Origin of the sequence: Pseudomonas sp. TH21, assembly GCF_016651025.1 — a bacterium.
Classification (GTDB): Bacteria; Pseudomonadota; Gammaproteobacteria; order Pseudomonadales; family Pseudomonadaceae; genus Aquipseudomonas; species Aquipseudomonas aylmerensis.
Window position 1 is genome coordinate 1,015,149 of sequence record NZ_JAEKEQ010000001.1, and the last position, 25,820, is coordinate 1,040,968.

Below are 25,820 nucleotides of genomic sequence, written 5' to 3' on the forward strand. Positions count from 1 at the left end.
ATGAGCGAAGCGATCAAACAGCCTGTGAGCCCTGAAGGCATTATCCAGATGCAGGGCGTCAACAAGTGGTACGGCCAATTCCACGTGTTGAAAGACATCAACCTCAACGTCAAGCAGGGCGAGCGTATCGTGCTGTGTGGCCCGTCGGGTTCGGGCAAGTCCACCACCATCCGCTGCCTCAACCGCCTGGAAGAACACCAGCAGGGTCGCATCGTGGTCGATGGCGTGGAGCTGACCAACGACCTCAAGCAGATCGAAGCGATCCGCCGCGAAGTCGGCATGGTGTTCCAGCACTTCAACCTGTTCCCGCACCTGACCATCCTGCAGAACTGCACGCTGGCACCGATGTGGGTGCGCAAGATGCCCAAGCGCAAGGCCGAGGAAATTGCCATGCACTACCTGGAGCGCGTGCGTATTCCGGAGCAGGCGCACAAGTTCCCGGGGCAACTGTCCGGCGGCCAGCAACAGCGCGTAGCCATCGCCCGTGCCTTGTGCATGAAGCCGAAAATCATGCTGTTCGACGAACCGACCTCGGCCCTCGATCCGGAAATGGTCAAAGAGGTGCTGGACACCATGATCGGCCTGGCCGAAGACGGCATGACCATGTTGTGCGTGACCCACGAGATGGGCTTTGCGCGCACCGTGGCCAACCGTGTGATCTTCATGGACAAGGGCGAAATCGTCGAGCAGGCAGCGCCGAACGACTTCTTCGACAACCCGCAGAATGACCGGACCAAGTTGTTCTTGAGCCAGATTCTGCATTGATCGAAGTGTGAAAGGATAAACCCGGCCTGGTGCCGGGTTTATTTTTGCCTGCTGTTTTTACGCAGACGCTTGAGTGGCCAGTTGTTGCTCATCTTTGGCAATGAGCAGGCGGTTGAGGTCATCTGCGACATTGAGCGCCTGAATCTCGGCCAGCAGGTGCGGGTGCTTATCCAGTAGACGCATAAGAATAAGCAGCGGCTCGGGTGGAAAAATTTCAGCTTTCTCGTAGCGGGAAAATGCGTTGTGCCCGCGGACGGTCAAGAGCCTCACCGCGTCCTTCTGTGTCAGGTGCAATTTGCGGCGGATTCGCTTCATTTCGGCAGCGATGATTTTTCTGGCATCCATCAACAGCTGGTCACTGGCGTCGGAATAACGCTGTGCGCTGTCGTCGTTGTCATCGAATTCGATTTCCTTGCACACCTGGCATTCCCAGCCCGCGATATCGGGGATATTCCGGATCATGCCGCGTGTGTTGAGCGTGAAGGTGCGGCCTTTGAAGTGCTGCATTGCGTCATGCGTTCCGCAGCTCACGCAGTGTTGGGTGTTCATAGGATTTTCTCCTTGAAGGAGATTACGGGAGCCCCACCGCCAGGGCGGTAAGTCACTTTGATATAAATCTGCGTAGCGTGAGCCTTGATCAGATAGACGTCCTGCCACACTCGATGGTCTGCATAGGTCGTCATTGATTTGTATAACATTCGCTGCTCAAGGGCACAGACTGCGTGCTGCATCTGGCTGAGGTTTAATTCCATTTGCCTGGCGCTCTCCCGTGCACTGGCGGTGAAGGCTCGACAACCCAACCTGATGACTTCAGCTTTTATCAAGGCCAGATCGTAATGAGGTGTGTACTTTTCCATAAGACACCTGAGTCCCATAATTACCCTCTGAGGGTAATTTTACTAATCGAAAATACTGCTCCTTTGCCTGCCTCAGAACCCTAGTGCGTTGCCTTTGTAGGCAAGTCCGAATAGGCTGTGGGAAAATTCATCCTATGATTGGACGAAAGTGCAAAACCCATGACAGACATCGCTCCGCTGATCAAACGCTCGCTGGTCGACCAGGCCCTGGAACAGTTGCGCCAGCGCATTACCCAAGGCACCTGGGCCATTGGCGAGCGCCTGCCTACCGAGCCGGAGTTGTCGGCCGAGCTGGGGATCAGCCGCAATACCGTGCGCGAGGCCATGCGCGTGCTGGCGTTTTCAGGATTGATCGAGATCCGCCAGGGCGACGGCAGTTACCTGCGCTCGATGACCGACCCGCTGGGCGCGATGCGCGCGTTGTCGCATTGCACCCTGGAGCAGGCGCAGGAAACCCGGCAGATTCTCGAAGTGGAGGCGATCGGCCTGGCCGCGCTGCGCCGTACCGAGGACGATCTGCACGGTTTGCGTGAGGCCCTGCAACAAAGCGCTGTGCTGTACCACGGCGACCTGGAGGCCTACATCAGCGCCGACCTGGTGTTTCACAAGCGCCTGGTCGACGCCGCGCACAACCCGGCGTTGAGTGAGCTGTATCAGTACTTTTCCGCCATCGTCGGCGCGCAGTTGCGCCAGACCCTGAACATCTCGCCGCGTCGCCAGGCGGTGTTCGACCTGCACATCGCCCTGCTCGACGCCGTCGAACACCAGGACCCGGAACGCGCCAAATCCCTCTGCCGGCAGTTGATCAATGAACCTTGAAACCCGACCTACCCGTGAACTCGAAGAGCTGTTGATCGACGCCGAAGCCGACGACGAAGTGGTGCAAACCAGCCCGCCCGTGGTGAGCCGCCCGTGGCTGTTGCTGCTCGGCCTGATCCTGGTGGCCCTGAACCTGCGCCCGGCGCTGTCGAGCATGTCGCCGCTGCTCGCCGACGTGTCCAGCAGCCTCGGGTTGTCGGCGGCCAAGGCCGGTCTGCTGACCACATTGCCGGTGTTGTGCCTGGGGCTGTTTGCGCCCACGGCGCCGATCCTGGCCCGCCGTTTCGGCGCCGAGCGAGTGGTGCTGGGGATTCTGCTGACCCTGGCTGCGGGCATCATCCTGCGCAGTTCATTCGGTGAAGTGGGGCTGTTCGCCGGCAGCCTGATTGCCGGCGCGAGCATCGGCATCATCGGCGTATTGCTGCCCGGCATCGTCAAGCGTGATTTCGCCAGGCAGGCCGGCGCCATGACCGGCGTGTACACCATGGCGCTGTGCCTGGGCGCGGCGCTGGCGGCGGGTTCCACGGTGCCCTTGAGTCATTACTTCGGCGACCGCTGGACCCTCGGCCTGGGGTTCTGGATTCTGCCAGCGCTGGTGGCGGCATTATTCTGGTTGCCACAGGTCGGCCAGAAGCACGGCGCGCACCAGGTGGCTTATCGCGTGAGAGGGCTGCTGCGTGATCCGCTGGCCTGGCAGGTGACCTTGTACATGGGCCTGCAATCGTCCCTGGCGTACATCGTGTTCGGCTGGCTGCCGTCGATCCTGATCGGCCGTGGCTTGAGCGCGACCGAAGCCGGCCTCGCGCTGTCCGGCTCGATCATCGTGCAATTGTTCAGCTCCCTCGCCGCGCCCTGGCTCGCCACCCGTGGCAAAGACCAGCGCCTGGCGATTGTGGTGGTGATGCTGTTGACCCTCGGTGGCCTGTTCGGCTGCCTGTATGCGCCGCTCGATGGTCTGTGGGGCTGGGCGATTCTGCTCGGGCTCGGCCAGGGCGGCACCTTCAGCCTGGCGTTGACCCTGATCGTGCTGCGCTCGCGCGACTCCCACGTGGCGGCGAACCTGTCGAGCATGGCCCAGGGCATCGGCTACACCCTGGCGTCCGTAGGCCCGTTCGCGGTGGGCCTGGTGCATGACTGGACGGGCGGCTGGTCGGCCATCGGCTGGATTTTCGCGGTGATTGGCGTGGGCGCGATCATCGCCGGGCTGGGTGCCGGGCGTGCGCTGTATGTGCAGGTCAGCAGCGAAAAAGTCTAGAGGTACACCACTTCGAGGGTGGCCGAGCCATCGAGCAAGGTGTCGCTGCTCAGGTCCAGGTTTTGCCTGGCATTGATCACCGCTTCGATCTTGACGGTGCTGGTCAACGCCTGGATCGCCGAGGGGCCGGCGGTGCTGCCTTGGGTATCGGTGAAGCCCAGGTAACTGTTGGCGCCGATGTCGATCGGGTTGAGGTTGGCGCTGCGCCACGCCACGCCGCCGGTGGTGGATTCTGTGCCATAGGCGATTGCAGTGCTGTCCACCTGCGTCTGGCGAGGGTCGAAACTCATCGAATACAGGCCAATGCGATTGCCACTGTTGTCCAGCCCCAGCCCATAGTAGATCTCACTGTTGACGGTGGCCGTGCCGTCACGGTTGTCGCGCATGCGCAGGGCAAAACGGCTCGCCGCGTTGCAGCCGATGCTGACTTGCAATTGTTTGACCGGCAGGCGCGTGCCCTTGTCGACGTTGAGGTCCTGCTGGGAAATCTTGCCGTAGTCGATCACCCCGTTGCTCGACAGCAACGGCGTGCAGGCGGTGGGGGTGATCACGCCATTGACACTCAGGTCGACGCTGGAGGCCGCCAGCGTGTGTGGGGCGCCGCCCAGCAAAACCAGCGTGCAAAGGGCAAGGGAACAGGTCTTCATGAGGCGAACTCCATAGGTCAGAGGTAGATGATTTCAAGGGTGCCCGAACCGTTGATGTAGACCACGCTGCGCAGGTCCAGTGACTGGGTCGGGGCCAGGTAGGCCTTGATGCGCACGGTGCCGGCCAGTTGCTGGATCGGCACCGGGCCACGGGTGCTGCCGACACTGTCGGTAAACCCCATCAGGCTGTTGGCGGCCATGGGGATCTGCCGCGCACTCGAACTGCTCCAGGCTGCGCCGCCACTGGTGGAGTCCGTGCGATACAGGGAGCCGAGTGCGTCGGCGGTAAATTCGGCAGGATCGATGTTGAGGTAGAAGCGCCCAATCTTGTTCTGGCTGTTGTCCAGGTCCAGGCCGTAGGCGGTTTCGTCGATCCCGCCGGTGGCCGAGCCGTTGCGGTTGTCATGCATCTTCAGCGCGAAGGGTGTGGCGGCGTCGCAACTCACCGAGAGCTGCAAGGTGCGGGTCGGCAGCGGGGTTTCATTGCTGGCATTCAAGTCCTTCGCCAGCAGCGTGCCGTAATCCACCAATCCGCCATTGGACAGTTGGGGTGTACACGCGGTGGGCGCGAAGTGGGCGCGCAGGGTCAGTGCCCGGGAGCGGCTGCTCTGCAAGGCATCGAACGTGCCGGACGCTTCCCAGGTGGTTGCCTCGCGCACACGGGTGGCGGCGATGTCGGCCCAGGCGCTGAGGCTCAGTTGCACGGCGAAGTGCTTGCCCTGCACCACGCTGGCGCCTTGCACCGGCGCCACCCCATGGCCGGGACGCCAGTTCAATGCCGTGCCGACGACCGCCGGCGGCTGCCCGGCAGCCGGCAGCAAGCCCAGTTCAACCGCCTGGCCGTCCAGCACGCCGTCGCTGATCTGCAGGGCGTAGGTGCCGTGCTCGGTAAACTGCAGGCGATGTGCGTTCGCCGCCAGGGCCCGATAAAACACACTCATGTCCGCCGGTTGCGGGCAGGTAAGGTTCAAGCTCAGGCGACGCTCGCCAAGCAGGCGTTGAGGGTCGCTGTCGTTTTGCGCCAGGCGACTCATCAGGCCGAGGTCCAGCACCGCTTCGCTGATGTTCAACTGGCAGTCGTCATTGGCCATGGCGTGGCCGGCGAAGCCGACGGTCAGCACGACCGCTGTCAGCCGGCGCAGGGCGCGAAAAAAAAGCATGGTGATCGTCCTCATGAAGGGTTGCAGCGCGCTGGCGCGTTTTCGAAATACACCTGGGGATCGCCCTTGGCCGGCAGCTCGAACTGCAACCGACAGCGCGTCATACCTGGCCCGCTGACCCACAAACCGGCGTGCTCCAGCACATTGGGCAGGAACACCTGGCCGCCGTCCTGCACCAGGGTCACGAACTCGCCGCTCGCGGTGCTGACGGAGGCACCTCGGGGCAGCAGCGCGCCCTGTTCGGTGCGTGCGGTGAGCAGCACGCGACGGGTCAGGGTCACGCCGAAGTCGACCCGGTCCACCGCGCCGCGCCCGGCCGAGATCATTGCCAGGCCGTTGTTGATATCGGCATTGCGCGGCAGTGAGCGGGTCTGCACCTCCACCGGGCTGCGGCCATAGGCGCTGACCTGGGGTACCACGGCCTGGCCTTGCCAGTCGGTCCATACCGGGCCGCTGGGGGTGCTCAGCTTGACCCCGGCCGTATCGCCCACCGAGACCAAGGCGAAGGTGTCGCGTACCGGGTAGGGCGAGAAGGTCACACCATCGCCGTGCACCACCACGCCACCGCGGGCACTGCCTTGATAACTCGAACGCTCGGCATCGGAGCGGCTGTAGCTGACGTCGAGTTGGCTGTAGCGGGGCAGGGCCGAGACGCCGAGAGTGGTTTCCACCTGCTGGTCGCGGGTGTCGTGTTCGGCGCTGACGCGATAGCTCAATTGATCATCGATCTGTTCGTTCAGCCCCAGGCCGGTGCGGTGTTCGCCTCCCGAATTGCGCACCCAGGCGCGCACGCGGCGGCTTTCGCCCAGAGGCAGGCTGGCATTCAGGTACACCGCGTTGTCCTGTTGCTGGCGCCCGCCCATCTGCCATTCGGCGCTCGCCGACAACGACACGCCGCCGACACTGGTGCCCCACGACGCCAGGCCTCGACTGCTGCTGTCGCCATCGAAGCTGCTGGAGCGCGACACCCCGGCACTGAACGCCCCCAGCCACGGGTGCGACCAACCGACGTTGGCGCTTTGTTGATCGCGATAACGCGAGCGCCGTTGCTGAGTGGTTTCTGGTTCGTAGGTGGCTTCTTCCAGTTCGCGGTAGCCGGGCGTGCGCCACGAGTTGGCCACGCTGAATGACCATTGATCATTCAGGCGCTGGGACCATGCCAGGTCGGTCTGTACCCCACGCACCTTGTGCCGTGCCTGGGTATCGGCGACCTGGGTGGCCAGTTGCACCTGACTGTCCAGCCATGGCAGCCAGCCCAGGCTCACGCCCGCCGCCCGGTATTCGCTGGACGCCAGCACGCCGCTGCCCAGGGACAGTTGCGGGTGGACGGCGCCGGTCCAGCCAGCGCTGGCCACCCACGGATCGTCACCCTGGGCATCGCCGATATTGCGCACACGGCCCGCTGCCACCGAGTACCCCGGCGCTGGCAAACCCAGGCCGAGCATGGCGGCGGGTACGGTGAAGCGGCGCTCGCCGCCGCTGCTTTCCTTGACCGTAACTTCAACGTCCGAGCGAGCATTCAGGCGCCGCACATCGGTCAGGGAAAACGGCCCGGCCGGGACTACGGTGGAGTGAATCAACGCGCCGTTCTGCCGCACCTCGACCTGGGCCGGACTGTTGGCGATACCCTCGATGGTCGCGCCCTGGCCTTGCTCTTGAAGCGCCTGTTCGGTCAGGACCTGTACCCCGGTGATCTGCGCACCGGCCAACACCGGGTTATAGAGGTTGATCTGCCCGGCCTGCAGCACCGCCTGTTGGCTGGCAAAGGTACGCTGGGCATACGCCTCGAGATGGGTGCTGCGCGACCGACCGTCCTGCCAGGTCTGCACCTGGCGGCTGCGCACGATCCAGTCGCCGGCGTTGAAGCCAACCTCGGTATTGGCCGAGCCAAACCGGCTGTCGTTGTCGCCGAAGCGGTTATAGAACCCCGTCAGGTCGTAATTGAACAGGCCGGCAACGCCCCCCGTCTGATAGCCCGAGACGTCCTGTTGCAGTGGCCGCAAGGCTTCGGTCGGGACTACCAGCGACACGCTGAGGTTGGCCGGGTCCGGCTCCACCAGGCTTCGTGGGTACTGCGCGAGCAGGTCATGGCAGGGGCCATTGTCGCCGGGCACTATCAGGTTGGCGGCGTCCAGCACGGCCTGGTCAAAGCACAATCGGCCCTGTTGATCGAAACCCACCTCGACACGCCCACGGGGCTGGCCGTTGACGCGCAGGCTCACCGCATGCCGGCCGGCCGCAAAACGTGGAGCGTCCAGCAGCAGGCTGGCCAACTGCGGGTCGATGCCGCGTTGGTGCAGGGTGGTGGCATCGAAGCCGGCACGCGTTTCGGCCCAGGCTTCAGCGGGCAGCAGGGCACACGCCAGCAGCAGCGCCGGGAAGGCGCTGCGGGCGGGTATGTCGGGCACGGCATCGCCGTCACGGTAGCTCAATACTGTTTTCACGAAAGGCACTCAAATGATGGGCGTCTGCGCGCCCCGGTGACGGTCTTCGAGCCGCCACTTCGTTATGCAGGCGTCGGGCACCTGAAGTGTTGGTCAGGTGAGGGGGGCTTCGTAGGCAGCCACGGCAAAGCCGTACACAGTGGCCGGTTGCAGCCGGACTTTGCTCGCCGGGCCGCCCGTGGCAGGCACGCTCAGGGTTTCTCCCGGCAACACGTAGGTGCGCGGCAGCATGGCCTTGCCGTCACCGGGCAGCAGCCGCAACTCCTGGGCCAGGCGCACCACGTACGGGCTGTCGTTGCGCACCTGCAAGGTGCTGCCGTGCTGTGACCAGGTCAGGTGGGTCCAGGGTGTGCGATTCAGCGCCAGGCCTTTGGGATGAATGATCACCGGCAGGTTCTGGCGCACCGTCACACCCACCCGGGCGTGCCCGGCTTCGGTCGCGGGGCGACCCTGGGGCATGCCCTCGAAGATCGCGCGCTTGAGCCGTTGGGTCAGCAGCGGTTGCTGGCTTTGCAGGATGAACCGTACCAGTTGCGATTTGGAGGCTTCCACCCGCGACAACGGCGGGGTGACCACCAGCAGCGGCTCTTTGTCTTCGGGAATGTCTTCCAGGGTGACGTGCAGCAGGGCGAGTTGGCTGTCGGTGTTGGTGACCGACACGGCCGCCTCGCCTTCGGCTTCGTAGACGATGACCACCGAAGTGTCGGGGATCATCCCGTCGGCCTGCGCACCTGCGCCAAACAACAGGGTCAGGGCAAGCAGGCCGGTAGTGGGTTTGAATGATGTCGTCAGCATGACGGGGTTTTCCATTGGGGCAACATGAAGAGGTCAGAGGTAGCGCAGATCCAGCACGATGGCGCCGTCGAGCGGCACCTCCTGATTCAGGGTCAGGTACTGGGCGAAGTTGATGGAGGTGTCGATGCGCAACTGGGTGCTGAGCTGGCCGATGAAGTCGGGTTGGCGATCACCCGGCGGCGCAAATCCCACATAGGCTCTGGGACTGGCAGTGGCTTGCGGCGACCAGGTTTCGCCGTTGTCACTGGACGCCAGGGCCTGCATGGCCTGGGCGTCGCCCATTGGGTTGCGGTAAGACAAGGCCACCGACCCCAGGCGCTCGGCCGGCGCATGCAGGTTCCTGCCCAGGCCGTAGAAAGCCCCGGGATCGAGTGACGACTCGGCGCGGTTGTCGAGCCCCACCAGGGCAAACAGCATGGGCCTGCTGCACTGCACGCTCAGCTCCAGCAACCGAGTGGGCAGCACGGTGAATTCGCTCGGGTTCAAGGTGTGCGAGGGGATTTTCCCGTGGTCGACCGTACCATCGTCCGATAGCGTGACGTGGCAAGCGTCCGGCGTCACCCGGCCGGTCACGGTGAGGTCGACAAAGGAGGCGGCGAAGGCCGCAGGAGCGGTCGTCAACCAGAGCAATACAGCCAGGAAGCGAGAGTGCGTGTTCATCGGTGGGCGCCACGGGTCGAGTTGAATACGGGCGGTACAACAACAACGCCCATGCCTGCGAGGTGCTGCCAGGCATGGGCGCCCAGGGGTTACAGGTACTTCACTTCCAGGGTGGCGGAACCGTCGAGGGTCACCTCGTTGCTCAGGTCCAGGCCGTCGGTACGTGCGATGGAGGTTTCAATCATCAACTCCAGCGACAAATCCTTGACCGGCACCGGTTGAGTGGCGTCATCCATGCCGGCCACCGACATGTACAGGCCTGGATCCCAGAATTTTTCGCGGTACCAATTATCCTGGCCGTTGAAGGATGCAATCGATTGCACCGCAGTACCGTCGGCAACCGGGTTGTCGAGTGTCAGATAAAACCAGCCGAGCTTCTGGGTGCCGTTGATCAGGCCCAGGCCGTAGTTGCTGGGAGTAATCGACGAGCCGGCCCGGTTGTCGACCGAATGCAGTGCAAAGAGGATTGCGCTGTCGCAGCTCACGGCCATGGTCAGGGTGTGCGTCCCGATGTGCGTCGGGTTGTCCGTGCGCAGGTCCTTGGCGGAAATCTTGCCGTGGTCGATCACCCCACCGCTGGACAGGACGGGGGTGCAGGCACTCGGTACGATCAGGCCCTTGACGGTCAGGTCGACGGTGGACGCGGCGTAGGTGGCAGCGGAGCCGACCAGCATCAGGCTGGTGGCGAGGGCGGTAAACAGGGGCTTCATGAGAGTCGAATTCCTTTCGATTGAGTCTGTGTGAGGCATTACAGGTAGTTGACCTGGACCGTCGCGTGCCCGTCGACGGGGACTTCGTCGGTCAGGGTCAGGCCGCTGGCCGGGGCGATCTGGGTGTACAGGCGGATTTCGGCATCGAAGTCCCGCACGGCGATGGGCACCAGTTGGCTGCCCATGGCCACGGCTGTCAGCACGCTGTGGTTGAGCATCGTGGTGGGCGCCCACGTCACGCCACCGTCCAGTGAGGTGATGGTGCGTGCGGCGACGCCATCAGCCACTGGGGTATAGAGGTGGAAGGAGGAGCCGCCGAGTTTCTCCCCTTGCGCCGTCATGCCCAGGCCATGCGAGTAGGGGTGGTTGGCAGAGGAGCCGGCGCGGTTGTCGATGGTATTCAGGGTGAAAAACGTGGGCGCTTCACAGCGCACGCTCAATTGCATGGATTGGTTCGGCAGCGGGGTGTGTTGCTCGGCGTTGAGGTCCTTGGCGGCCATTTTTCCGAAGTCGACCGTGCCACCGCCGGAGATCAGCGGCGCACAGGCGCTGGGAGTAATGGTGCCTTTGACGGCGAGGTCGGTGGAGCTGGCGGCCAGTGCCCATGGCGAGGCCGCGAGCAACAACACTGCCAATGGGATTGCAGGGGGAACGTGCATGGTTGGAACCTTCCGTGTGGACGGGGTTGGGGTTACAGGTACATCACTTCCAGGGTTGCGGAGCCGTCGATGGGCGCCTCGTCACTGAAATCGAACTGGTCTGCACGGGCGATGCTGGCGCCGACTTCCAGGTCCAGCACCAGGCTCTTGATCGGCAGCAGTGTGGTTGCGTCGTCCACTGCCCCGGCGCCCCACAGGGTTTGCAGTTCCCAGTTGCGCTCGCTGTACCAGGTGCGACCGCCATCAACGGAGGCAATCGGCTGGGCACTCACACCGTCGGCGAGCATGTTCAAGGGGGTCAGGTAGAACCGGCCCAGTCGCTTGTTGCCATTGATCAGGCCGAGGCCGAAATCACTGCTGCCGGTCGAGGTGCCGCTGCGGTTATCGATGGGTTTGATGGCGAAGGGGATGCTTGCATCGCAAGTGATGCTCAACTGCAGGGTCACTCGGGGCAATGACGTCGGATTGTTCTGGACCAGGTCCTTGGAAGCTATTTTTCCGTGATCCACCATACCGCCGCCCGAGAGCGTCGGTGTGCAGGCATTCGGGGTGATCAGGCCTTTGACGGTCAGGTCGACGTTGCTGGCGGCAAAAGCGGGTGTAGTACAGGCGAGTAAAAGGGCGATGCTCGACAGCGTCAGGGACTTGCTCATTTCAATACGTTCCACTACAGGGCTGGCTGATATAAAGCGCGCGCAGCATCGACCGGCCTGTCTGGGCAGGCGGCGAGCAAGGCGGCAGGTTGTATTTGGATGGGATCGCCGATGACCGCGAGCCCGTTCCCTCTTTGCGGGGTGGCGGCAATTTAGCCGGGCTCTGGGGTCGGGGAAATACAACTATTACGACAATCGAAGTAACAAGTATTTGGGCATGAGAACGTGAGAACTTATGTGCTTGTTATGTAAGAAAGTTGAATTTTTCGTAGTTGTTGTATCGTCATTTTTATCTCCAAAAGGCTATTCATGGTCGCTTGTAAACAGTCGTGTGAGAGCCTTGGGGTGTTGATGAACTCATGGGCTGGACAATCACGGTAAGCACAATGAGGTGACCCTGGTGACAAGGGTATTTTCCGATCAAGTACCTGTCCTGAAGTTGGCACCCTCACCCTCGCCACCGTGGGTGGCAGAGCCGCCGGACAACTCGCAGGGCATCACGTGGCCAACCCGTGCCCGCCTGGTCGAGATTTTCGGCAGTGATGAAATGGTAAGCCGGGTGCTGGTCAGCCTGATGAATGAAGCTCGCAAGGACGATGCCTTGCTGGATCAGGCGCGGATCAGCGCCAATGCCCCTTTGGTAGTGGAGCGCCTGCACCGGTTGGTGGGCAGCCTGGCGTTTGTCGGCGGGGTCGACCTGGAGCGTGGCAGCGAGCACCTGATCGCACGGGTACAGGCCTTTGGGGTGGCGGCGAATGCGCTGCAGTTGCAAGCGTTCCAGCGCAACCTGCGGGTCTATATCGCTTACTTGAGTCGACTATGAACCCTCGGAATAGAGAACTTTGTAGGAGGTTTTTCGGTTGTGCTGAAGGCCTTGTATGTAGGTAATTTCTTTTTATTTTGTAGGTATAAGGTTGTCGGCTATCAATTACTGGGCGCGGTTGAAAACACCGCGCGCCGAGTGGTTGTTGAGGCTCGCGCACAGAGGTATTTTGCCAAAATTCCAATTGCCATCATTCGTGGGTATTTATGCTTCGTGTAATTATTGCCGACGACCATCCGATTGTGCGTATCGGGCAACGGGTGGTGATTGAAGCGGGCGGCCGGTGCAAAGTGGTCGGCGAAGCCGATGGGCCCGATGAGTTGCTCAAGTTGTTGAGCACGGTGGCCTGCGATGTGCTGGTGACGGACTTCGCCATGCCGGGCGGCCAGCAGGCCGACGGTTACGGATTGCTCGGCCTGTTGCGACGCCAGTATCCGACTTTGCCGGTGATTCTGGTGACCATGTTTGCCAACGTCGCAACGCTGCGGGCTTCGTTTGCCCACGGTGCGCGCGCGATTGTCGCCAAGAGCGCGTCGGCCAGGGAGTTGCCGATCGCGATCAGGACGGTGATCCAGGGCGAGACGTTTGCCAGTGAGTGCCTGAAGGCGCAACTGTTGGAGGCCGGCACCGGCGATCAACTGCAACAGCCGCAGTTGTCCAGCAAGGAACGTGAAGTGGTGAGGATGCTCGCCAGCGGCATGACCGTCACCCAGATTGCCGCGCGGGTCAATCGCAGCATTTCGACGATCAGCAAACAGAAAAGTACCGCCATGAGCCGGTTGTGCATTTCCACCGACGTCGACCTGTTCGCCTATGCGCGCAGTTGCGGCATGGTGCCGTAGCGGGGGGCGGGCCATTCCCGGCGTAAATGCCGATAGAGTTTTGCCCAGGCGCAGACTATCTTGATCGGCTTACAACCCTGGTTTGGAACCTGCCCATGAGCGATGCACACAACGCCCTGATCACCGAGTTCTACAGCGCCTTCCAGCGGCTGGATGCCGAGGCCATGGCGGCCTGCTACACCGAGGACGTGCTGTTCAGCGACCCGGCCTTCGGTGAACTGCGCGGCCGTGATGCCGGCGACATGTGGCGCATGCTCACCACCCGGGCCAAGGATTTTTCCCTGACTTTCGACCATGTGCGCAGCGACGAGACCAGCGGCAGTGCGCATTGGGTGGCTACCTACCTGTTCAGCGCCACCGGCAACACGGTGGTCAACGACATCGGCGCACGCTTTGTGTTTCGCGAGGGCAAGATCTGCGAGCACCACGACCACTTCGACCTGTGGCGCTGGTCGCGCCAGGCCCTGGGCCTCAAGGGCCTGTTGCTGGGCTGGTCGCCAGCGCTGAAAAACGCCGTGCGCGCCCAGGCGCTCAAAGGCCTGAAGGCATTTCAGGCCAGTCGTTGATAAGCTTGGCGCATCTCTGGATTGCCGACTCGACCTGTGACTGATCTTCCTGCCCCCAAACCCTGGTTCGTCTACCTCGTGCGCGCCGCCAACGGCGCGCTGTACTGCGGCATCAGCAATGACCCGGTGCGCCGCTTTGCCTCGCACCAGAGCGGCAAGGGCGCGCGGTTCTTCCTGTCGAGCCCGGCAGTGGCGCTGGTCTACACCGAGCAATGTGCGAGCAAGGGCGAGGCTCTGCGCCAGGAACGCTTGATCAAAAAACTGAAAAAAAGCGCCAAGGAATGCCTGGCGGCGAGCGGCTCATTGATTTGACTGATGGGTTCCCATGATCCCCACCTGCGTGGTTGCAGGCTAAGCTAGCGGCTCACCTATCGAGCGGAGCCTGGCATGTCTGAGTTGATCCTTCATCACTACCCGCAATCTCCCTTTGCTGAAAAAGCCCGCCTGTTGCTGGGTTTCAAGGGCTTGTCCTGGCGCTCGGTGCATATCTCACCGGTGATGCCCAAGCCTGACCTGACGGCCCTCACCGGTGGCTATCGCAAGACGCCGGTGCTGCAAGTCGGCGCCGATATCTACTGCGACACTGCGCTGATCGCCCGCCGCCTGGAGCAGGAAAAAGCCGCGCCGGCGCTATTCCCCCAAGGCCAGGAACTGGTCACCCAAGCCTTTGCCGCCTGGGCCGATTCGTTGGTGTTTTCGCACGCGGTGGCGCTGGTGTTCCAGCCAGAATCCCTCACGGTCAAATTTGCCAAAGTGCCGCCGGAAATGATCCAGGTGCTGGTGGCCGACCGCAGCAAATTGTTCAGCGGCGGCACGGCCGCCCGTGTGCAGCTGGACCAGGCCAAGCACCAATGGCCGGTGATCGTCGCGCGCATTGATCAGCAATTGCAGCATCAGTCGGGGGATTTCCTGTTCGGCGAGCCGTCGATTGCCGACTTTGCGCTGGCGCATCCGTTGTGGTTCCTCAAGGGATCTTCGGTGACCGCGCCACTGGTGGACGCTTATCCCGCTGTCGCTGCGTGGCTGGACCGGGTGCTGAGCTTCGGCCATGGCACGGCGACCCAAATGAGCCCCGAGCAAGCCCTGGACGTGGCACGCAACGCGACGCCTGCGGTGTTGCCTGACGAGATCTTCGAGGACCTGAACGGCTTCAAGCCTGGGCAGCAAGTGAGCATTTGCGCCACTGACTACGGCACTGACCCGGTCGCGGGTGAACTGCTGTTCGCGGGCCGCGAGGAACTGATCCTGCGCCGCATTGATGAACGCGCCGGCACCGTGCACGTACATTTCCCACGCTTGGGGTTCCGTATTCAGGCGTTGTAGGCGCGTTCGTGCACAGGGCCAGCGGTTTTTTTTGAATTATTTTCAAAATCAGGTGAGGTAAATCGTCAGCCCATCCGTGTAGTGCTTGAAACTGCGATCTATTCGCATTAACAGCGTTTTCTACACGGGTTCTCACAGCATGAAGTCGACGGCGGGCGGTTTGGTTAAACAGTGGCTGGGAGCCTCGGTATTGGCGGTGTCGGGGCTGGCGTTGCTGCCCCTGTGCGTGGCGCAGGCCCAGGAACAGCAAAGCGCCCAGTTCAATTTTGCCCTGGCCGCCAAACCGCTGCCTCAGGCCCTGAGTGATTTCAGCCGGGTTACCGGGATCAGCGTGATCTACACCGATGAAGCGCCTTACGGCTTCAGCGCCCCGGCGGTCAGCGGGCAAATGAGCGCAACCCAGGCGCTGCAACGCCTGCTGGGCAACTCAGGCTTCACCTTCCGCCAGATCGACGCCCGCACGCTGGCCCTGGAACCGCTGCCCACCGACGGCGCGGTCAACCTCGGTGCCACCACCATCAGTGGCGTTGGCCAGAACCCGTCCCAGGACAGCACCAGCTACCAGCCGCCGCCCACCAGTTCGGTGATGCGCTCCCATGGCCTGCTGCTGGAAACCCCGCAAACCGTCAACGTGGTGCCGGCCCAGGTGCTGCGTGACCAGACCCCGCGCAACCTGGATGATGCCCTCGCCAATATCAGCGGCATCACCCAGGCCAACACGTTGGCCAGCACCCAGGATGCGGTGATGCTGCGCGGCTTTGGCGACAACCGTAACGGCTCGATCATGCAGGACGGCATGCCGGTGGTGCAGGGCCGGGCGCTGAACTCCACGGCCGAACGCGTCGAAGTGCTCAAGGGCCCGTCCTCGCTGCTGTACGGCATCCAGGACCCGGGCGGCGTGGTCAATATCGTCAGCAAGAAGCCGCAATTGACCCAGGCCACGTCGCTGACCGTACGCGGCTCGACCTTTGGCGACGGCAAGAACGGCAGCGGCGGCAACCTCGACACCACCGGGCCGATAGGCGATTCGGGCCTTGCCTACCGCCTGATCGTCGACCATGAAGACGAGGATTACTGGCGCAACTTCGGCACCCGCCGCGAATCGTTGGTGGCGCCGTCGCTGGCCTGGTATGGCGACACCACTCAGGTGGTATTCGCCTACGAGCATCGTGAGTTTCTCTCGCCATTTGACCGGGGCACCGCCATCGACCCCAAGACCAACCACCCGTTGGATATCCCGTCGACCCGTCGCCTGGACGAGCCGTTCAACGACATGGAAGGCCGTTCCGACCTGTACCGCTTTGAAGTCGATCACGAACTCAGTGACGACTGGAAAGCCCACTTCGGCTACAGCTGGAACCGTGAAACCTACGACGCCAGCCAGGTGCGCACGGTGTCCGTCAACGCCAACGGCACCCTGACGCGCAGCATGGACGGCACCCGTGGTGCCCTGACCACCGACCGCTTCGCCACGGCGAGCCTGGAAGGCAAGGTCAACCTGGGCGGCATGCAGCACGACCTGGTGTTCGGCCTGGACGACGAGTACCGCAAGATCTACCGCGCCGACCTGATTCGCCAGGCGCAGCGCAGCGTCTTCAGCTACGTCAATCCGGTCTACGGCAGGGACGTGGAAGGCACCGCCGTCAGCGCCAAGGACAGTGCCCAGACCGACCTGCTGCGCAGCGACTCGCTGTTCTTCCAGGACTCCGTTCACCTGACCGACCAGTGGATCTTCGTCGCGGGTGCGCGCTACCAGATGTACGACCAGTACGCGGGCAAGGGCGTGCCATTCAGCGTCAACACCAACGGCAATGGCCAGGCCTGGGTGCCACGTGCCGGCCTGGTGTACCGCTACACCGATGAGTTGTCGTTCTACGGCAGCTACACCGAATCCTTCAAGCCCAACTCCACCATTGCGCCTTTGGCCGATGGCAGCAAATTGACCGGTGACCTCACGCCGGAGCAGTCCAAATCCTGGGAACTGGGCGCCAAGCTCGACATCCCCGGACGCATCACTGCCAGCGCGGCGTTGTTCAACATCGACAAGCGTAACGTGTTGGTGTCGGTGGGTTCGGGCGCGAACACCATCTACAGCATCGCCGGCCAGGTGCGTTCGCGTGGCCTGGAACTGGACGCCACTGGCCAGTTGACCGACCAATGGAGCGTGATCGGCAGCTATGCCTACACCGACGCCGAAGACGTGAAAGACAAAGACCCGACCCTGGAAGGCAACCGCCTGCAGAACGTGGCCAAACACACCGGCTCGCTGGCGCTGGCCTATGACTTCGGCAACGTTTTTGGCGGTGACCAACTGCGCGTCGGCACCGGCGCGCGGTATGTCGGCGCCCGCGCAGGCGACGCCGCCAACGATTTCACCTTGCCCGGCTACACCGTGGCGGACGCGTTCGCCACCTACGACACCAAGATCGAAGGGCAGAAGGTCAAGTTCCAGCTCAACGTGAAGAACCTGTTCGACCGCACCTACTACACCTCGGCGGCCAGCCGGGTGTTTGTGTCGCTTGGCGATGCGCGACAGGTATCGGTCTCAAGCACGCTGGAGTTCTAAAGATCCACCGTTGTGGAGAGCGGGCTGCCTGTGGCAAGCAAACTTTCCGGGGCCGGCATGCTTCCTGTGACAAGCAAGCTTTTAGGAGCCAGCATGCTGCCTGTGACAAGCAAGCTTTTCGGGGCCAGCATGCTGCCTGTGACAAGCAAGCTTTTGGGAGCCAGCATGCTTCCTGTGACAAGCAAGCTTTTTGGGGCCAGCATGCTTCCTGTTACAAGCAAGCTTTTTGGGGGCCAGTGTGCTTCCTGTGACAAGCAAGCTTTTTGGGCCAGCGTGCTTCCTGTGACAAGCAAGCTTTTGGGAGCCAGCATGCTTCCTGTGACAAGCAAGCTTTTTGGGGCCAGCATGCTTCCTGTGACAAGCAAGCTTTTTGGGGGCCAGTGTGCTTCCTGGGACAAGCAAGCTTTTTGGGGCCAGCATGCTTCCTGTGACAAGCAAGCTTTTTGGGGGCCAGTGTGCTTCCTGGGACAAGCAAGCTTTTTGGGGGCCAGCATGCTGCCTGTGACAAGCAAACCTTTTTAGGGCCGACATGCTTCCTGTGGTGAGCGGGCTTGCCCCGCGTTGGGCTGCGCAGCAGCCCCAAATCCAGGCACCGCGATACCCCTGAAAAAAACGCAGTGGCTTTATTGGGGCCGCTTCGCCGCCCAACGAGGCAAGCCCGCTCGCCACAAACACCTTGAGCTGTTAGCGTTGCCGCCACCTGACGCTTTGCGGAACACGATACTGATGCACTTTGGACGATGGTTACACACCGGCACGCTGTGGGTCGGCTTGAGCTTTTTACTGGGAGGTTGCGCGAGTGTTTCGCCGACCTCCACCCCAGCGACCCTGGACCACCTGCTGGCCGACCCCGCTCTCAACGGCGCCACCGTCTCAGTGATGGTGCGCGACGCCCGCAGTGGCACCACCCTCTATCAGCACAACCCGCGCACGCGGTTGATCCCGGCCTCGAACCTCAAGCTGCTGACCACTGCTGCGGCGATGGATGTGCTCGGCCCGCAGTACCGCTTTTCCACCCAGCTCTTGAGCAACGGCACCCGCCAAGGCGAGCGCCTCAGCGGCAACCTGTACCTGCGTGGACTGGGCGACCCGACCACGCAGTTCGCCGACTACCAGGCCCTGGCCGCCCAGCTGGCGAGCCAGGGCGTGCGCCAGGTGCAGGGCGATTTGGTCTTCGACGACACCTGGTTCGACGCCGAGCGCCTCGGCGTAGACTGGGCCCAGGATGACGAAAGCACCTACTACGGCGCACAGATTTCGGCGCTGACGGTGTCGCCCAACAGCGATTTTGATGCGGGCACTTTGCTCGTTACCGCCCGCGCGCCGGTAGCAGTCGGGCAACCGGTGAGTGTCGCGGTGAGCCCGGCCACCGATTATGTGCAGCTCAGCAATCGTGCGGTGAGCGGAGCGGGCAACAGCTACGCGATCACTCGCCAGCACGGCACCAACCTGCTGCAACTCAGCGGCGCGTTGGCGCCGGGCAAGCAGAGCCGGCAGTGGGTGAGTGTGTGGGAGCCGACGCAACTGGTGGCCAATCTGTTCGAGCAGGCGCTGGCGCAGCAGGGCATCCAGGTGCTGGGGCGGCGTGTGATCGGTGGGAGCAGCCCTGCGACGGCCACTGTGTTGGCGGAGCATCAATCGGCACCGCTGCAGGAGCTGATCACGCCGTTGCTCAAACTCTCGAACAACAATATGTCCGAAGCCTTGCTCAAGGCCATGGGCCGCAAGACCGCCAATGCCGGCACGGCAGCGGCGGGCGTGGCGGCGGTGGCGGGCTTTCTGCAGCGCCAGGGGCTGGACCCGGCGACGCTGAGCCAGGTGGACGGCTCGGGCTTGTCGCGACGCAACCTGGTGTCGTCGCAGACCTTCACCGACCTGCTGCTGGCCACGTCCAGACAGCCGTGGTTCGAGGCCTGGTACAACGCCTTGCCGATTGCCGGGAATGCCGACCGCATGACCGGTGGCAGCCTGCGTTATCGCCTGCGTGGCAGCGCTGCCGAAAACAACCTGCACGCCAAGACCGGCTCGATGGCCGGCGTGTCATCGCTGAGTGGCTACATCACCGACGCCAAGGGGCGGCGCCTGGTGTTCTCGATGATCAGCAATAACTATGTGAGTGACGCCGCGCCTATTCGCGCTGTGGAAAACCGCGTGGCGCTGGCCTTGAGCCAATGGCACGAGTGAGTTGACTCAGGGCTGATAGCCCATGCGCCAACTCACGGCCCGAGTGGCGGCCAGCAAGTGCTGGGCCGCCGGGCCATTTTCATCGGCGTGAAACAGTGAGGTGGGGCCGACCACGGTCATCACCGCCGCCACTTGCCCGACCGCGTTGAACACCGGCGCCGACAACGCATCCACCCCCGGCATCAGCAGGCCGTGCACAAAGTGCAGGCCGCGCTGGCGGATCTGCTCGCAGGTGCGCGCATAGGCCTGATCGTCCGCCAGGGCATGGGCGATGCCAGCCTGGACCTCACGCTCACGCAACTCCACTGTTTCCCGCGAAGGCAGGAAGGCGCTGAATACCAGCCCGGTCGACGAACTGAGCAACGGCAATACCGACCCCAACTGCGTCACCACGGTGATGGCGCGCACCGCCGGCTCGATGTGCACGACGGTCGCGCCTTGATTGCCCCACACCGCCAAAAAGCAGGTTTCATTCAATTCATCGCGCAGTTCCGCCAGCGGCATTGCGCCGACTTTCAACACATCCATGCTGCCCAGCGCGGCCAGGCCGACACGCAGCGCCTCGCGGCCGAGACCGTAGTGGTTGGTGGCGGTGTTCTGTTCGGCAAATCCCGAGGCGATCAGCGCCTGCAGGTAACGGTGCACCTTGCTCGCCGGCATTTGCACATGATCGGCCAGGCGTGACAGCGAGGTGGCCGGCGACAATTCGGCCAGGGCCTTGAGGATATCGGTGCCCACTTCGGCCGAGCGGACTTTCTGTTTACCGGTGTCGCGGGGCTTTTCCATGGAGGGGCGAGAATCCGAGAGATGAATGGGCGTCTTTATAGCTTGACGGTCGACAGTGATCAAATTACGTTATGCGTAACTGGATTACGATAAAAACAACTTCCGTCAGAGGATGATCCATGAACCTCGAATACCTCTCGGGCTTCGGCAATGAATTCGCCAGCGAAGCCCTGCCCGGCGCATTGCCGGTCGGCCAGAACTCCCCGCAAAAAGCGCCCTACGGGCTGTACACCGAACTCTTCTCCGGCACTGCCTTCACCATGGCGCGCAGCGAAGCCCGCCGAACCTGGCTGTATCGCATCCAGCCGTCGGCCAATCACCCGGCGTTCGCCAAGCTGGAGCGGCAATTGGCCGGTGGACCACTGGGCGCGGTGACGCCCAATCGCCTGCGCTGGAACCCGTTGGATAGTCCGAGTGAGCCGACGGACTTTATCGACGGGCTGGTCGGCATGGTCGCCAACGCCGGCTCGGAAAAGCCTTCAGGTATCAGCATCTACCACTACCGCGCCAACCGCTCGATGGACCGCGTGTTCTTCAACGCCGATGGCGAGTTGTTGCTCGTCCCCGAGCAGGGGCGCCTGCGCATCGCCACCGAACTCGGTGTGCTGGACGTCGAGCCGCTGGAAATCGTGGTGCTGCCGCGCGGCCTTAAATTCCGCGTCGAACTGCTGGATGCGCAAGCGCGCGGCTACGTCGCCGAAAACCACGGCGCACCGCTGCGCCTGCCGGACCTGGGGCCCATCGGCAGCAACGGCCTGGCCAACCCACGCGACTTCCTCAGCCCCGTCGCCCACTACGAAGACCTGAAGCAGCCGACCACGCTGGTGCAGAAATTCCTCGGTGAACTGTGGGCCTGCGAGCTCGACCACTCGCCGCTGAACGTGGTGGCCTGGCACGGCAACAACGTGCCGTACAAGTACGACCTGCGCCGTTTCAACACCATCGGCACGGTGAGTTTCGATCACCCCGACCCGTCGATCTTCACCGTGTTGACCTCGCCCACCAGCACCCACGGGCTGGCCAACCTCGACTTCGTGATCTTCCCGCCGCGCTGGATGGTGGCCGAGAATACCTTCCGTCCGCCGTGGTTCCACCGCAACCTTATGAACGAATACATGGGCCTGATCCAGGGCGCCTACGATGCCAAGGCCGAAGGTTTCCTGCCCGGCGGCGCCTCGCTGCACAGCTGCATGAGTGCCCACGGCCCGGACGGTGAGACCTGCACCAAGGCCATCAATGTGGACCTGGCGCCGCACAAGATCGACAACACCATGGCCTTCATGTTCGAGACCAGCCAGGTACTGCGGCCCACGCAATTCGCGCTGCAATGCCCGCAGCTGCAACCTTCCTACGACGCGTGCTGGGCCTCGTTGCCTGCCACCTTCAACCCGAATCGGAGATAACCCATGACGCAACCAACCCTCACCCGCAGCTGGGTAGCCTCCGCCAACGGTCATCGCGATTTTCCCCTGCAGAACCTGCCGCTGGGCGTGTTCAGTATCAACGGCTCGGCACCGCGCAGTGGTGTGGCGATCGGCGACGCGATCCTCGACCTGCACGCGGCCGTGGACGAGTTCGACGGTGAAGCCCGGCGTGCAGTTGAAGCCACCGCCGGCGGCCAGTTGAACGCCTTTTTCGAACTCGGCCGAGGCCCGCGCGTGGCGTTGCGCGAACGGCTGCTGGAACTGCTCGCGGAGGGCAGCAAACTGCAAACCCGTGAAGCGCAGGTGTTGCATCGCGCCGCTGATTGCCAGATGCACCTGCCAGCCAAGATCCACGACTACACCGACTTCTACGTCGGCATCGAGCATGCGCAGAACGTCGGCAAGCTATTCCGCCCGGATAACCCGCTGCTGCCGAACTACAAGTACGTGCCGATTGGTTATCACGGACGCGCCTCGACCATTCGCACCTCGGGCGCCGAAGTCCGTCGTCCCAAAGGCCAGACCCTGCCGGCCGGGCAGACCGAACCCAGCTTCGGCCCCTGCGCACGCCTGGACTATGAGTTGGAACTGGGCATCTGGATCGGCCAGGGCAATGCCATGGGCGACTCGATTGCAATTGGCGATGCGGCCGAGCATATCGCCGGTTTCTGCCTGCTCAATGATTGGTCGGCGCGGGATATCCAGGCCTGGGAATACCAGCCGTTGGGGCCGTTCCTGTCGAAAAGCTTTATCACCACGATCTCGCCCTGGGTGGTGACGGCCGAAGCGCTGGCGCCTTTCCGCAAGGCGCAACCGGCGCGCCCCGAAGGCGACCCGCAACCGCTGCCGTACCTGCTGGATAAGCGCGACCAGGCGGGCGGGGCCCTCGATATCGAACTGGAAGTGCTGCTCACCACCGCGTCAATGCGCGAGCAGAACCTGCCGGCCCACCGCCTGGCCCTGAGCAACAGCCTGCATATGTACTGGACCGTGGCGCAGTTGGTTGCGCACCACAGCGTCAACGGTTGTCAGTTGCAGGCCGGTGACCTGTTTGGTTCGGGCACCTTGTCGGGGCCGCAGGCCGGGCAATTCGGCAGCCTGCTGGAGATGACCGAAGGTGGCAAAAAACCGATCGAATTGCCCTCCGGCGAGGTGCGCAAGTTCCTCGAAGACGGCGACGAAATCATCCTGCGTGCGCGTTGCAGTCGCGAAGGCTATGCCTCGATTGGCTTCGGCGAATGCCGCGGCACCGTGGTCGCCGCGCGCTAGGAGGGCAGGGTGATGGAACTCTATACCTACTACCGCTCCACCGCGTCGTACCGGGTGCGCATCGCCCTGGCGCTCAAGGGCCTGGATTTCACTGCGCTGCCAGTGAATCTGCTGGTGCCGGCGGGCGGCGCCAATCGCCAGCCGGAGTACCTGGCCATCAACCCGCAGGGCCGCGTGCCGGCCTTGCGCACGGATGACGGCGAGTTGTTGATCCAGTCTCAGGCGATCATCGAATACCTGGACGAACGTTATCCACAGGTGCCGCTGTTGTCCGAAGACCTGGCCACCCGTGCGCACGAGCGCGCGGTCGCCTCGATCATTGCCTGTGACATTCACCCGCTGCACAACTCCAGCACCCAGAACCTGCTGCGCCAGTGGGGACATGACGAGGCGCAGTTGCTGGAATGGATCGGGCACTGGATCAGCCAGGGCCTGGGTGCGGTGGAGCAGTTGATTGGCGACGAGGGTTATTGCTTTGGCGCGCAGCCGGGGCTGGCGGATGCGTTTCTACTGCCGCAGGTGTATGCGGCGGAGCGCTTCAAGGTGGCGTTGACGGCGTACCCGCGTATCGGGCGGGTAGTGGCGTTGGCGGCTGGGCATCCGGCGTTCCTTCAGGCTCACCCCGCAAATCAGCCGGATACCCCTGCCACCCCGTGAATCTGAAGGCTTGCACCGATCAAATGTGGGAGCGGGCTTGCTCGCGAAAGCGCTGTATCAGTCACAGAGTCGACGACTGACACTCGGCTTTCGCGAGCAAGCCCGCTCCCACATGGGGTCTCCAGCGTGTCCAGAATATAAAAACAATACAGGTACCTTGCGATGCACAATCAGATTGCCAGCTTTCGCGCGGCACTCGACGCCCGTCCGGTGTCGCGCTATCAGTGGTTGATCCTCCTGTTGCTGGCGCTGCTGCTGGTGACCGATGGCTACGACGCCCAGGTGCTGGGCTATGTAGTGCCTGCGCTGGCCAAGGATTGGGGCCTGGAAAAAGCCGCCTTCGGCCCGGTGTTCAGCGCCAACCTGTTGGGCCTGACCCTCGGCTCGCTGCTGGTGACGCCCCTGGCGGATCGGTTTGGTGTGCGGCGCATCCTGCTTGGCTGCGTCCTGATCTACGCCAGCCTCACGGTACTGATGGTGTTCGCCAACTCGTTGACGACGTTGATGGCCGCGCGGTTTATCTGCGGCATTGGCATGGGCGGGGCGATGCCCAGCGCGATGGCCTTGATGTCGGAATATTCGCCGCCGCGCCTGCGCACCCTGATGGTGACCCTGGCGGCGTGCGGTTTCTCGTTCGGCGGCGCTGCGGGCGGGTTTGTGGCGGCGGGATTTATCGAGGGGTATGGCTGGCAGGCGGTATTCCTGGCGGGCGGTGTCACGCCATTGCTGCTGTTTCCTTTCCTGGTGTGGCTGCTGCCGGAATCACTGCCGCGCCTGCTGCGTGATGCGCCGCCGTATGCGCGGCTGCAGAAGGTCACCGCGCGCATGCTGCCCGGCTGGCAGGCCCCGCCGGTAAGCGCGGCGGAAAACGCTCAAGAGCAAGGCAGCAAACTGACGGTGGTGGAGTTGTTTCGCAATGGCTACGCGCGTCCGACCGTGCTGATCTGGGCGACCTTTTTCGTCAGCCTGATCCTGCTGTACTTCATGATCAGTTGGTTGCCGTCGCTGTTGCTGGAAAGCGGCCTGGCCCTCAAGCAAGCCAACCTGGTGACCTCGATGTTCCTGTTTGCCGGCACCTTGGGTGCGATTGGCATGGCGTGGTTTGCCGACCGGTTGAAGAGCAAGGTCCGGCTGTTGTCCGGCGTGCTCGCGGCAGCAGCCGTGTGCACTGTGCTGCTGGGCTTGAACCACGACAATCCGCGCTACCTGGTGGCCTGCGTGTTCGCGGCCGGGTTCTGCATCATCGGTGGGCAACTGACCCTGAATGCCTTCGCCAGCAACTTCTACCCGGCGCACGTACGCGCCACGGGTACCGGATGGGCATTGGGCGTGGGGCGGTTTGGCTCGATCCTCGGGCCGCTGTTTGGGAGCATGCTGCTGGCGATGCAGATTCCGGTGCAGCAGATTTTCTTCTTCTGCGCGATTCCGGCGGTGATTGCCGCATTGCTGATTATCCAGGTGCGCTCGCCGGGTGTGGGGTCGGCGGAACGCCCGGTGCCGGGCGATATTCTCAAGACCCCTTGAGGCCAGGCGCGAGTCACTGTGGCGAGCGGGCCTGTCGTGGTGAGCATGCTTGTTGTGGGGGGCTTGTTGTGGCGAGCGGGCTTATTGTGGTGAGCATGTTTATTGTGGCGAGCGGGCTTGCCCCGCGTTGGGCGGCGAAGCCGCCCTAAAACCTGACGCTGCGGTATATCTGACCCTCCGCATGGGTTTTTGATGGGGCTGCTGCGCAGCCCAACGCGGGGCAAGCCCGCTCGCCACAACAAGCCCGCTCGCCACGTTAGTCATCTGCCCAAATCCCCTTGAATCAGGCGCCAGTCACTTTGGTGAGAGGGCCTGCCGTGGTGAGCATGCTTATTGTGGCGAGCGGGCTTGTTGTGGTGAGCGGGCTTGCCCCGCGTTGGGCGGCGAAGCCGCCCTAAAACCTGACGCTGGGGTATATCTGACACTCCGCAT

At 63.0% G+C, this 25,820-nt stretch carries 25 protein-coding genes; 14 read left to right on the forward strand and 11 right to left on the reverse strand.

Annotation, left to right across the window (positions count from 1 at the left end; all coding sequences use genetic code 11):
- Entirely contained in the window at positions 1–765 is a 765-nt protein-coding gene (locus JFU04_RS04450; RefSeq protein WP_003171943.1) for an amino acid ABC transporter ATP-binding protein, read from the forward strand.
- A 57-nt stretch (positions 766–822) separates the two neighbouring features.
- Here the strand turns inward: JFU04_RS04450 and JFU04_RS04455 are convergent, their stop codons facing one another.
- Together JFU04_RS04455 and JFU04_RS04460 are read right to left on the reverse strand one after the other, a co-directional pair.
- Positions 823–1,314, reverse strand: coding sequence for a type II toxin-antitoxin system MqsA family antitoxin (locus tag JFU04_RS04455; protein WP_201143568.1), 492 nt, complete (start codon positions 1,312–1,314; stop codon positions 823–825).
- Positions 1,311–1,622 carry a type II toxin-antitoxin system MqsR family toxin gene (locus JFU04_RS04460; RefSeq protein WP_201143569.1) on the reverse strand — a complete coding sequence of 104 codons (312 nt, stop codon included), beginning with the start codon at positions 1,620–1,622 and terminating at the stop codon, positions 1,311–1,313. Before JFU04_RS04460 ends, JFU04_RS04455 begins: the two co-directional genes overlap by 4 nt.
- Positions 1,623–1,781: 159 nt before the next feature.
- Between JFU04_RS04460 and JFU04_RS04465 the strand changes: the two genes are divergently transcribed.
- The gene (locus tag JFU04_RS04465; protein ID WP_106805095.1) at positions 1,782–2,441 is read left to right on the forward strand and encodes a FadR/GntR family transcriptional regulator; all 660 of its coding nucleotides are present in this window, start codon (positions 1,782–1,784) and stop codon (positions 2,439–2,441) included.
- Entirely contained in the window at positions 2,431–3,696 is a 1,266-nt protein-coding gene (locus tag JFU04_RS04470; protein ID WP_201143570.1) for a CynX/NimT family MFS transporter, read from the forward strand. The genes JFU04_RS04465 and JFU04_RS04470 overlap by 11 nt, the downstream gene beginning before the upstream one ends.
- Here JFU04_RS04470 and JFU04_RS04475 read toward each other — a convergent pair.
- From JFU04_RS04475 to JFU04_RS04510, 8 genes are all read right to left on the reverse strand, one after another.
- On the reverse strand, positions 3,693–4,343 hold the full coding sequence (locus JFU04_RS04475) for a DUF1120 domain-containing protein (RefSeq protein WP_201143571.1): 651 nt from the start codon (positions 4,341–4,343) through the stop codon (positions 3,693–3,695). The two genes, JFU04_RS04470 and JFU04_RS04475, sit on opposite strands and share 4 nt — an antisense overlap.
- 17 nt (positions 4,344–4,360) lie before the next feature.
- Positions 4,361–5,503 carry a DUF1120 domain-containing protein gene (locus tag JFU04_RS04480; RefSeq protein ID WP_201143572.1) on the reverse strand — a complete coding sequence of 381 codons (1,143 nt, stop codon included), beginning with the start codon at positions 5,501–5,503 and terminating at the stop codon, positions 4,361–4,363.
- Between the two features lie 11 nt (positions 5,504–5,514).
- Positions 5,515–7,947, reverse strand: coding sequence for a fimbria/pilus outer membrane usher protein (locus JFU04_RS04485; protein ID WP_201143573.1), 2,433 nt, complete (start codon positions 7,945–7,947; stop codon positions 5,515–5,517).
- Positions 7,948–8,040: 93 nt separating this feature from the next.
- The gene (locus JFU04_RS04490) at positions 8,041–8,742 is read right to left on the reverse strand and encodes a fimbria/pilus chaperone family protein (protein WP_065907006.1); all 702 of its coding nucleotides are present in this window, start codon (positions 8,740–8,742) and stop codon (positions 8,041–8,043) included.
- Between the two features lie 33 nt (positions 8,743–8,775).
- Complete coding sequence (locus JFU04_RS04495) at positions 8,776–9,402, reverse strand: DUF1120 domain-containing protein (RefSeq protein WP_106805089.1); 627 nt, start codon at positions 9,400–9,402, stop codon at positions 8,776–8,778.
- 89 nt (positions 9,403–9,491) lie between these two features.
- Entirely contained in the window at positions 9,492–10,112 is a 621-nt protein-coding gene (locus tag JFU04_RS04500; protein WP_201143574.1) for a DUF1120 domain-containing protein, read from the reverse strand.
- Between the two features lie 38 nt (positions 10,113–10,150).
- Positions 10,151–10,771 (reverse strand): DUF1120 domain-containing protein, encoded by a 621-nt coding sequence (locus tag JFU04_RS04505; RefSeq protein ID WP_201143575.1) that lies wholly within the window; start codon positions 10,769–10,771, stop codon positions 10,151–10,153.
- Between the two features lie 32 nt (positions 10,772–10,803).
- The gene (locus JFU04_RS04510; RefSeq protein WP_065906998.1) at positions 10,804–11,424 is read right to left on the reverse strand and encodes a DUF1120 domain-containing protein; all 621 of its coding nucleotides are present in this window, start codon (positions 11,422–11,424) and stop codon (positions 10,804–10,806) included.
- Between the two features lie 439 nt (positions 11,425–11,863).
- Here JFU04_RS04510 and JFU04_RS04515 point away from each other — a divergent pair, with 439 nt between their 5' ends.
- From JFU04_RS04515 to dacB, 7 genes are all read left to right on the forward strand, one after another.
- Positions 11,864–12,247, forward strand: coding sequence for a hypothetical protein (locus tag JFU04_RS04515; protein ID WP_177410356.1), 384 nt, complete (start codon positions 11,864–11,866; stop codon positions 12,245–12,247).
- A gap of 206 nt (positions 12,248–12,453) precedes the next feature.
- On the forward strand, positions 12,454–13,089 hold the full coding sequence (locus JFU04_RS04520) for a response regulator transcription factor (protein WP_065906994.1): 636 nt from the start codon (positions 12,454–12,456) through the stop codon (positions 13,087–13,089).
- A 95-nt stretch (positions 13,090–13,184) separates the two neighbouring features.
- Positions 13,185–13,655, forward strand: a complete 471-nt coding sequence (locus JFU04_RS04525) for a nuclear transport factor 2 family protein (protein WP_065906989.1) — start codon at positions 13,185–13,187, stop codon at positions 13,653–13,655.
- 36 nt (positions 13,656–13,691) lie between these two features.
- The gene (locus JFU04_RS04530; RefSeq protein WP_065906988.1) at positions 13,692–13,967 is read left to right on the forward strand and encodes a GIY-YIG nuclease family protein; all 276 of its coding nucleotides are present in this window, start codon (positions 13,692–13,694) and stop codon (positions 13,965–13,967) included.
- Positions 13,968–14,042: 75 nt separating this feature from the next.
- Positions 14,043–14,978: a glutathione S-transferase family protein gene (locus JFU04_RS04535; RefSeq protein WP_201143576.1), complete on the forward strand. Its 936-nt coding sequence runs from the start codon at positions 14,043–14,045 to the stop codon at positions 14,976–14,978.
- A gap of 139 nt (positions 14,979–15,117) precedes the next feature.
- Positions 15,118–17,544, forward strand: coding sequence for a TonB-dependent siderophore receptor (locus tag JFU04_RS04540; RefSeq protein ID WP_201143577.1), 2,427 nt, complete (start codon positions 15,118–15,120; stop codon positions 17,542–17,544).
- A 726-nt stretch (positions 17,545–18,270) separates the two neighbouring features.
- Complete coding sequence (dacB, locus tag JFU04_RS04545) at positions 18,271–19,728, forward strand: D-alanyl-D-alanine carboxypeptidase/D-alanyl-D-alanine endopeptidase (RefSeq protein WP_201143578.1); 1,458 nt, start codon at positions 18,271–18,273, stop codon at positions 19,726–19,728.
- A 6-nt stretch (positions 19,729–19,734) separates the two neighbouring features.
- Here dacB and JFU04_RS04550 read toward each other — a convergent pair whose 3' ends face one another.
- Positions 19,735–20,514 carry an IclR family transcriptional regulator gene (locus JFU04_RS04550; protein ID WP_065906981.1) on the reverse strand — a complete coding sequence of 260 codons (780 nt, stop codon included), beginning with the start codon at positions 20,512–20,514 and terminating at the stop codon, positions 19,735–19,737.
- 119 nt (positions 20,515–20,633) lie between these two features.
- Here JFU04_RS04550 and hmgA point away from each other — a divergent pair, with 119 nt between their 5' ends.
- The 4 genes from hmgA (at position 20,634) to JFU04_RS04570 (ending at position 25,388) form a co-directional block, all read left to right on the forward strand.
- On the forward strand, positions 20,634–21,917 hold the full coding sequence (gene hmgA / locus JFU04_RS04555) for a homogentisate 1,2-dioxygenase (protein WP_120447682.1): 1,284 nt from the start codon (positions 20,634–20,636) through the stop codon (positions 21,915–21,917).
- A 3-nt stretch (positions 21,918–21,920) separates the two neighbouring features.
- A complete protein-coding gene (gene fahA, locus JFU04_RS04560; protein ID WP_201143579.1) occupies positions 21,921–23,207 on the forward strand; it encodes a fumarylacetoacetase in 1,287 nt (428 codons plus the stop codon).
- A gap of 12 nt (positions 23,208–23,219) precedes the next feature.
- On the forward strand, positions 23,220–23,864 hold the full coding sequence (gene maiA / locus JFU04_RS04565; protein ID WP_106805082.1) for a maleylacetoacetate isomerase: 645 nt from the start codon (positions 23,220–23,222) through the stop codon (positions 23,862–23,864).
- A gap of 162 nt (positions 23,865–24,026) precedes the next feature.
- Positions 24,027–25,388, forward strand: a complete 1,362-nt coding sequence (locus tag JFU04_RS04570; protein ID WP_201143580.1) for an MFS transporter — start codon at positions 24,027–24,029, stop codon at positions 25,386–25,388.
- The last annotated feature ends 432 nt before the right edge of the window (positions 25,389–25,820 follow it).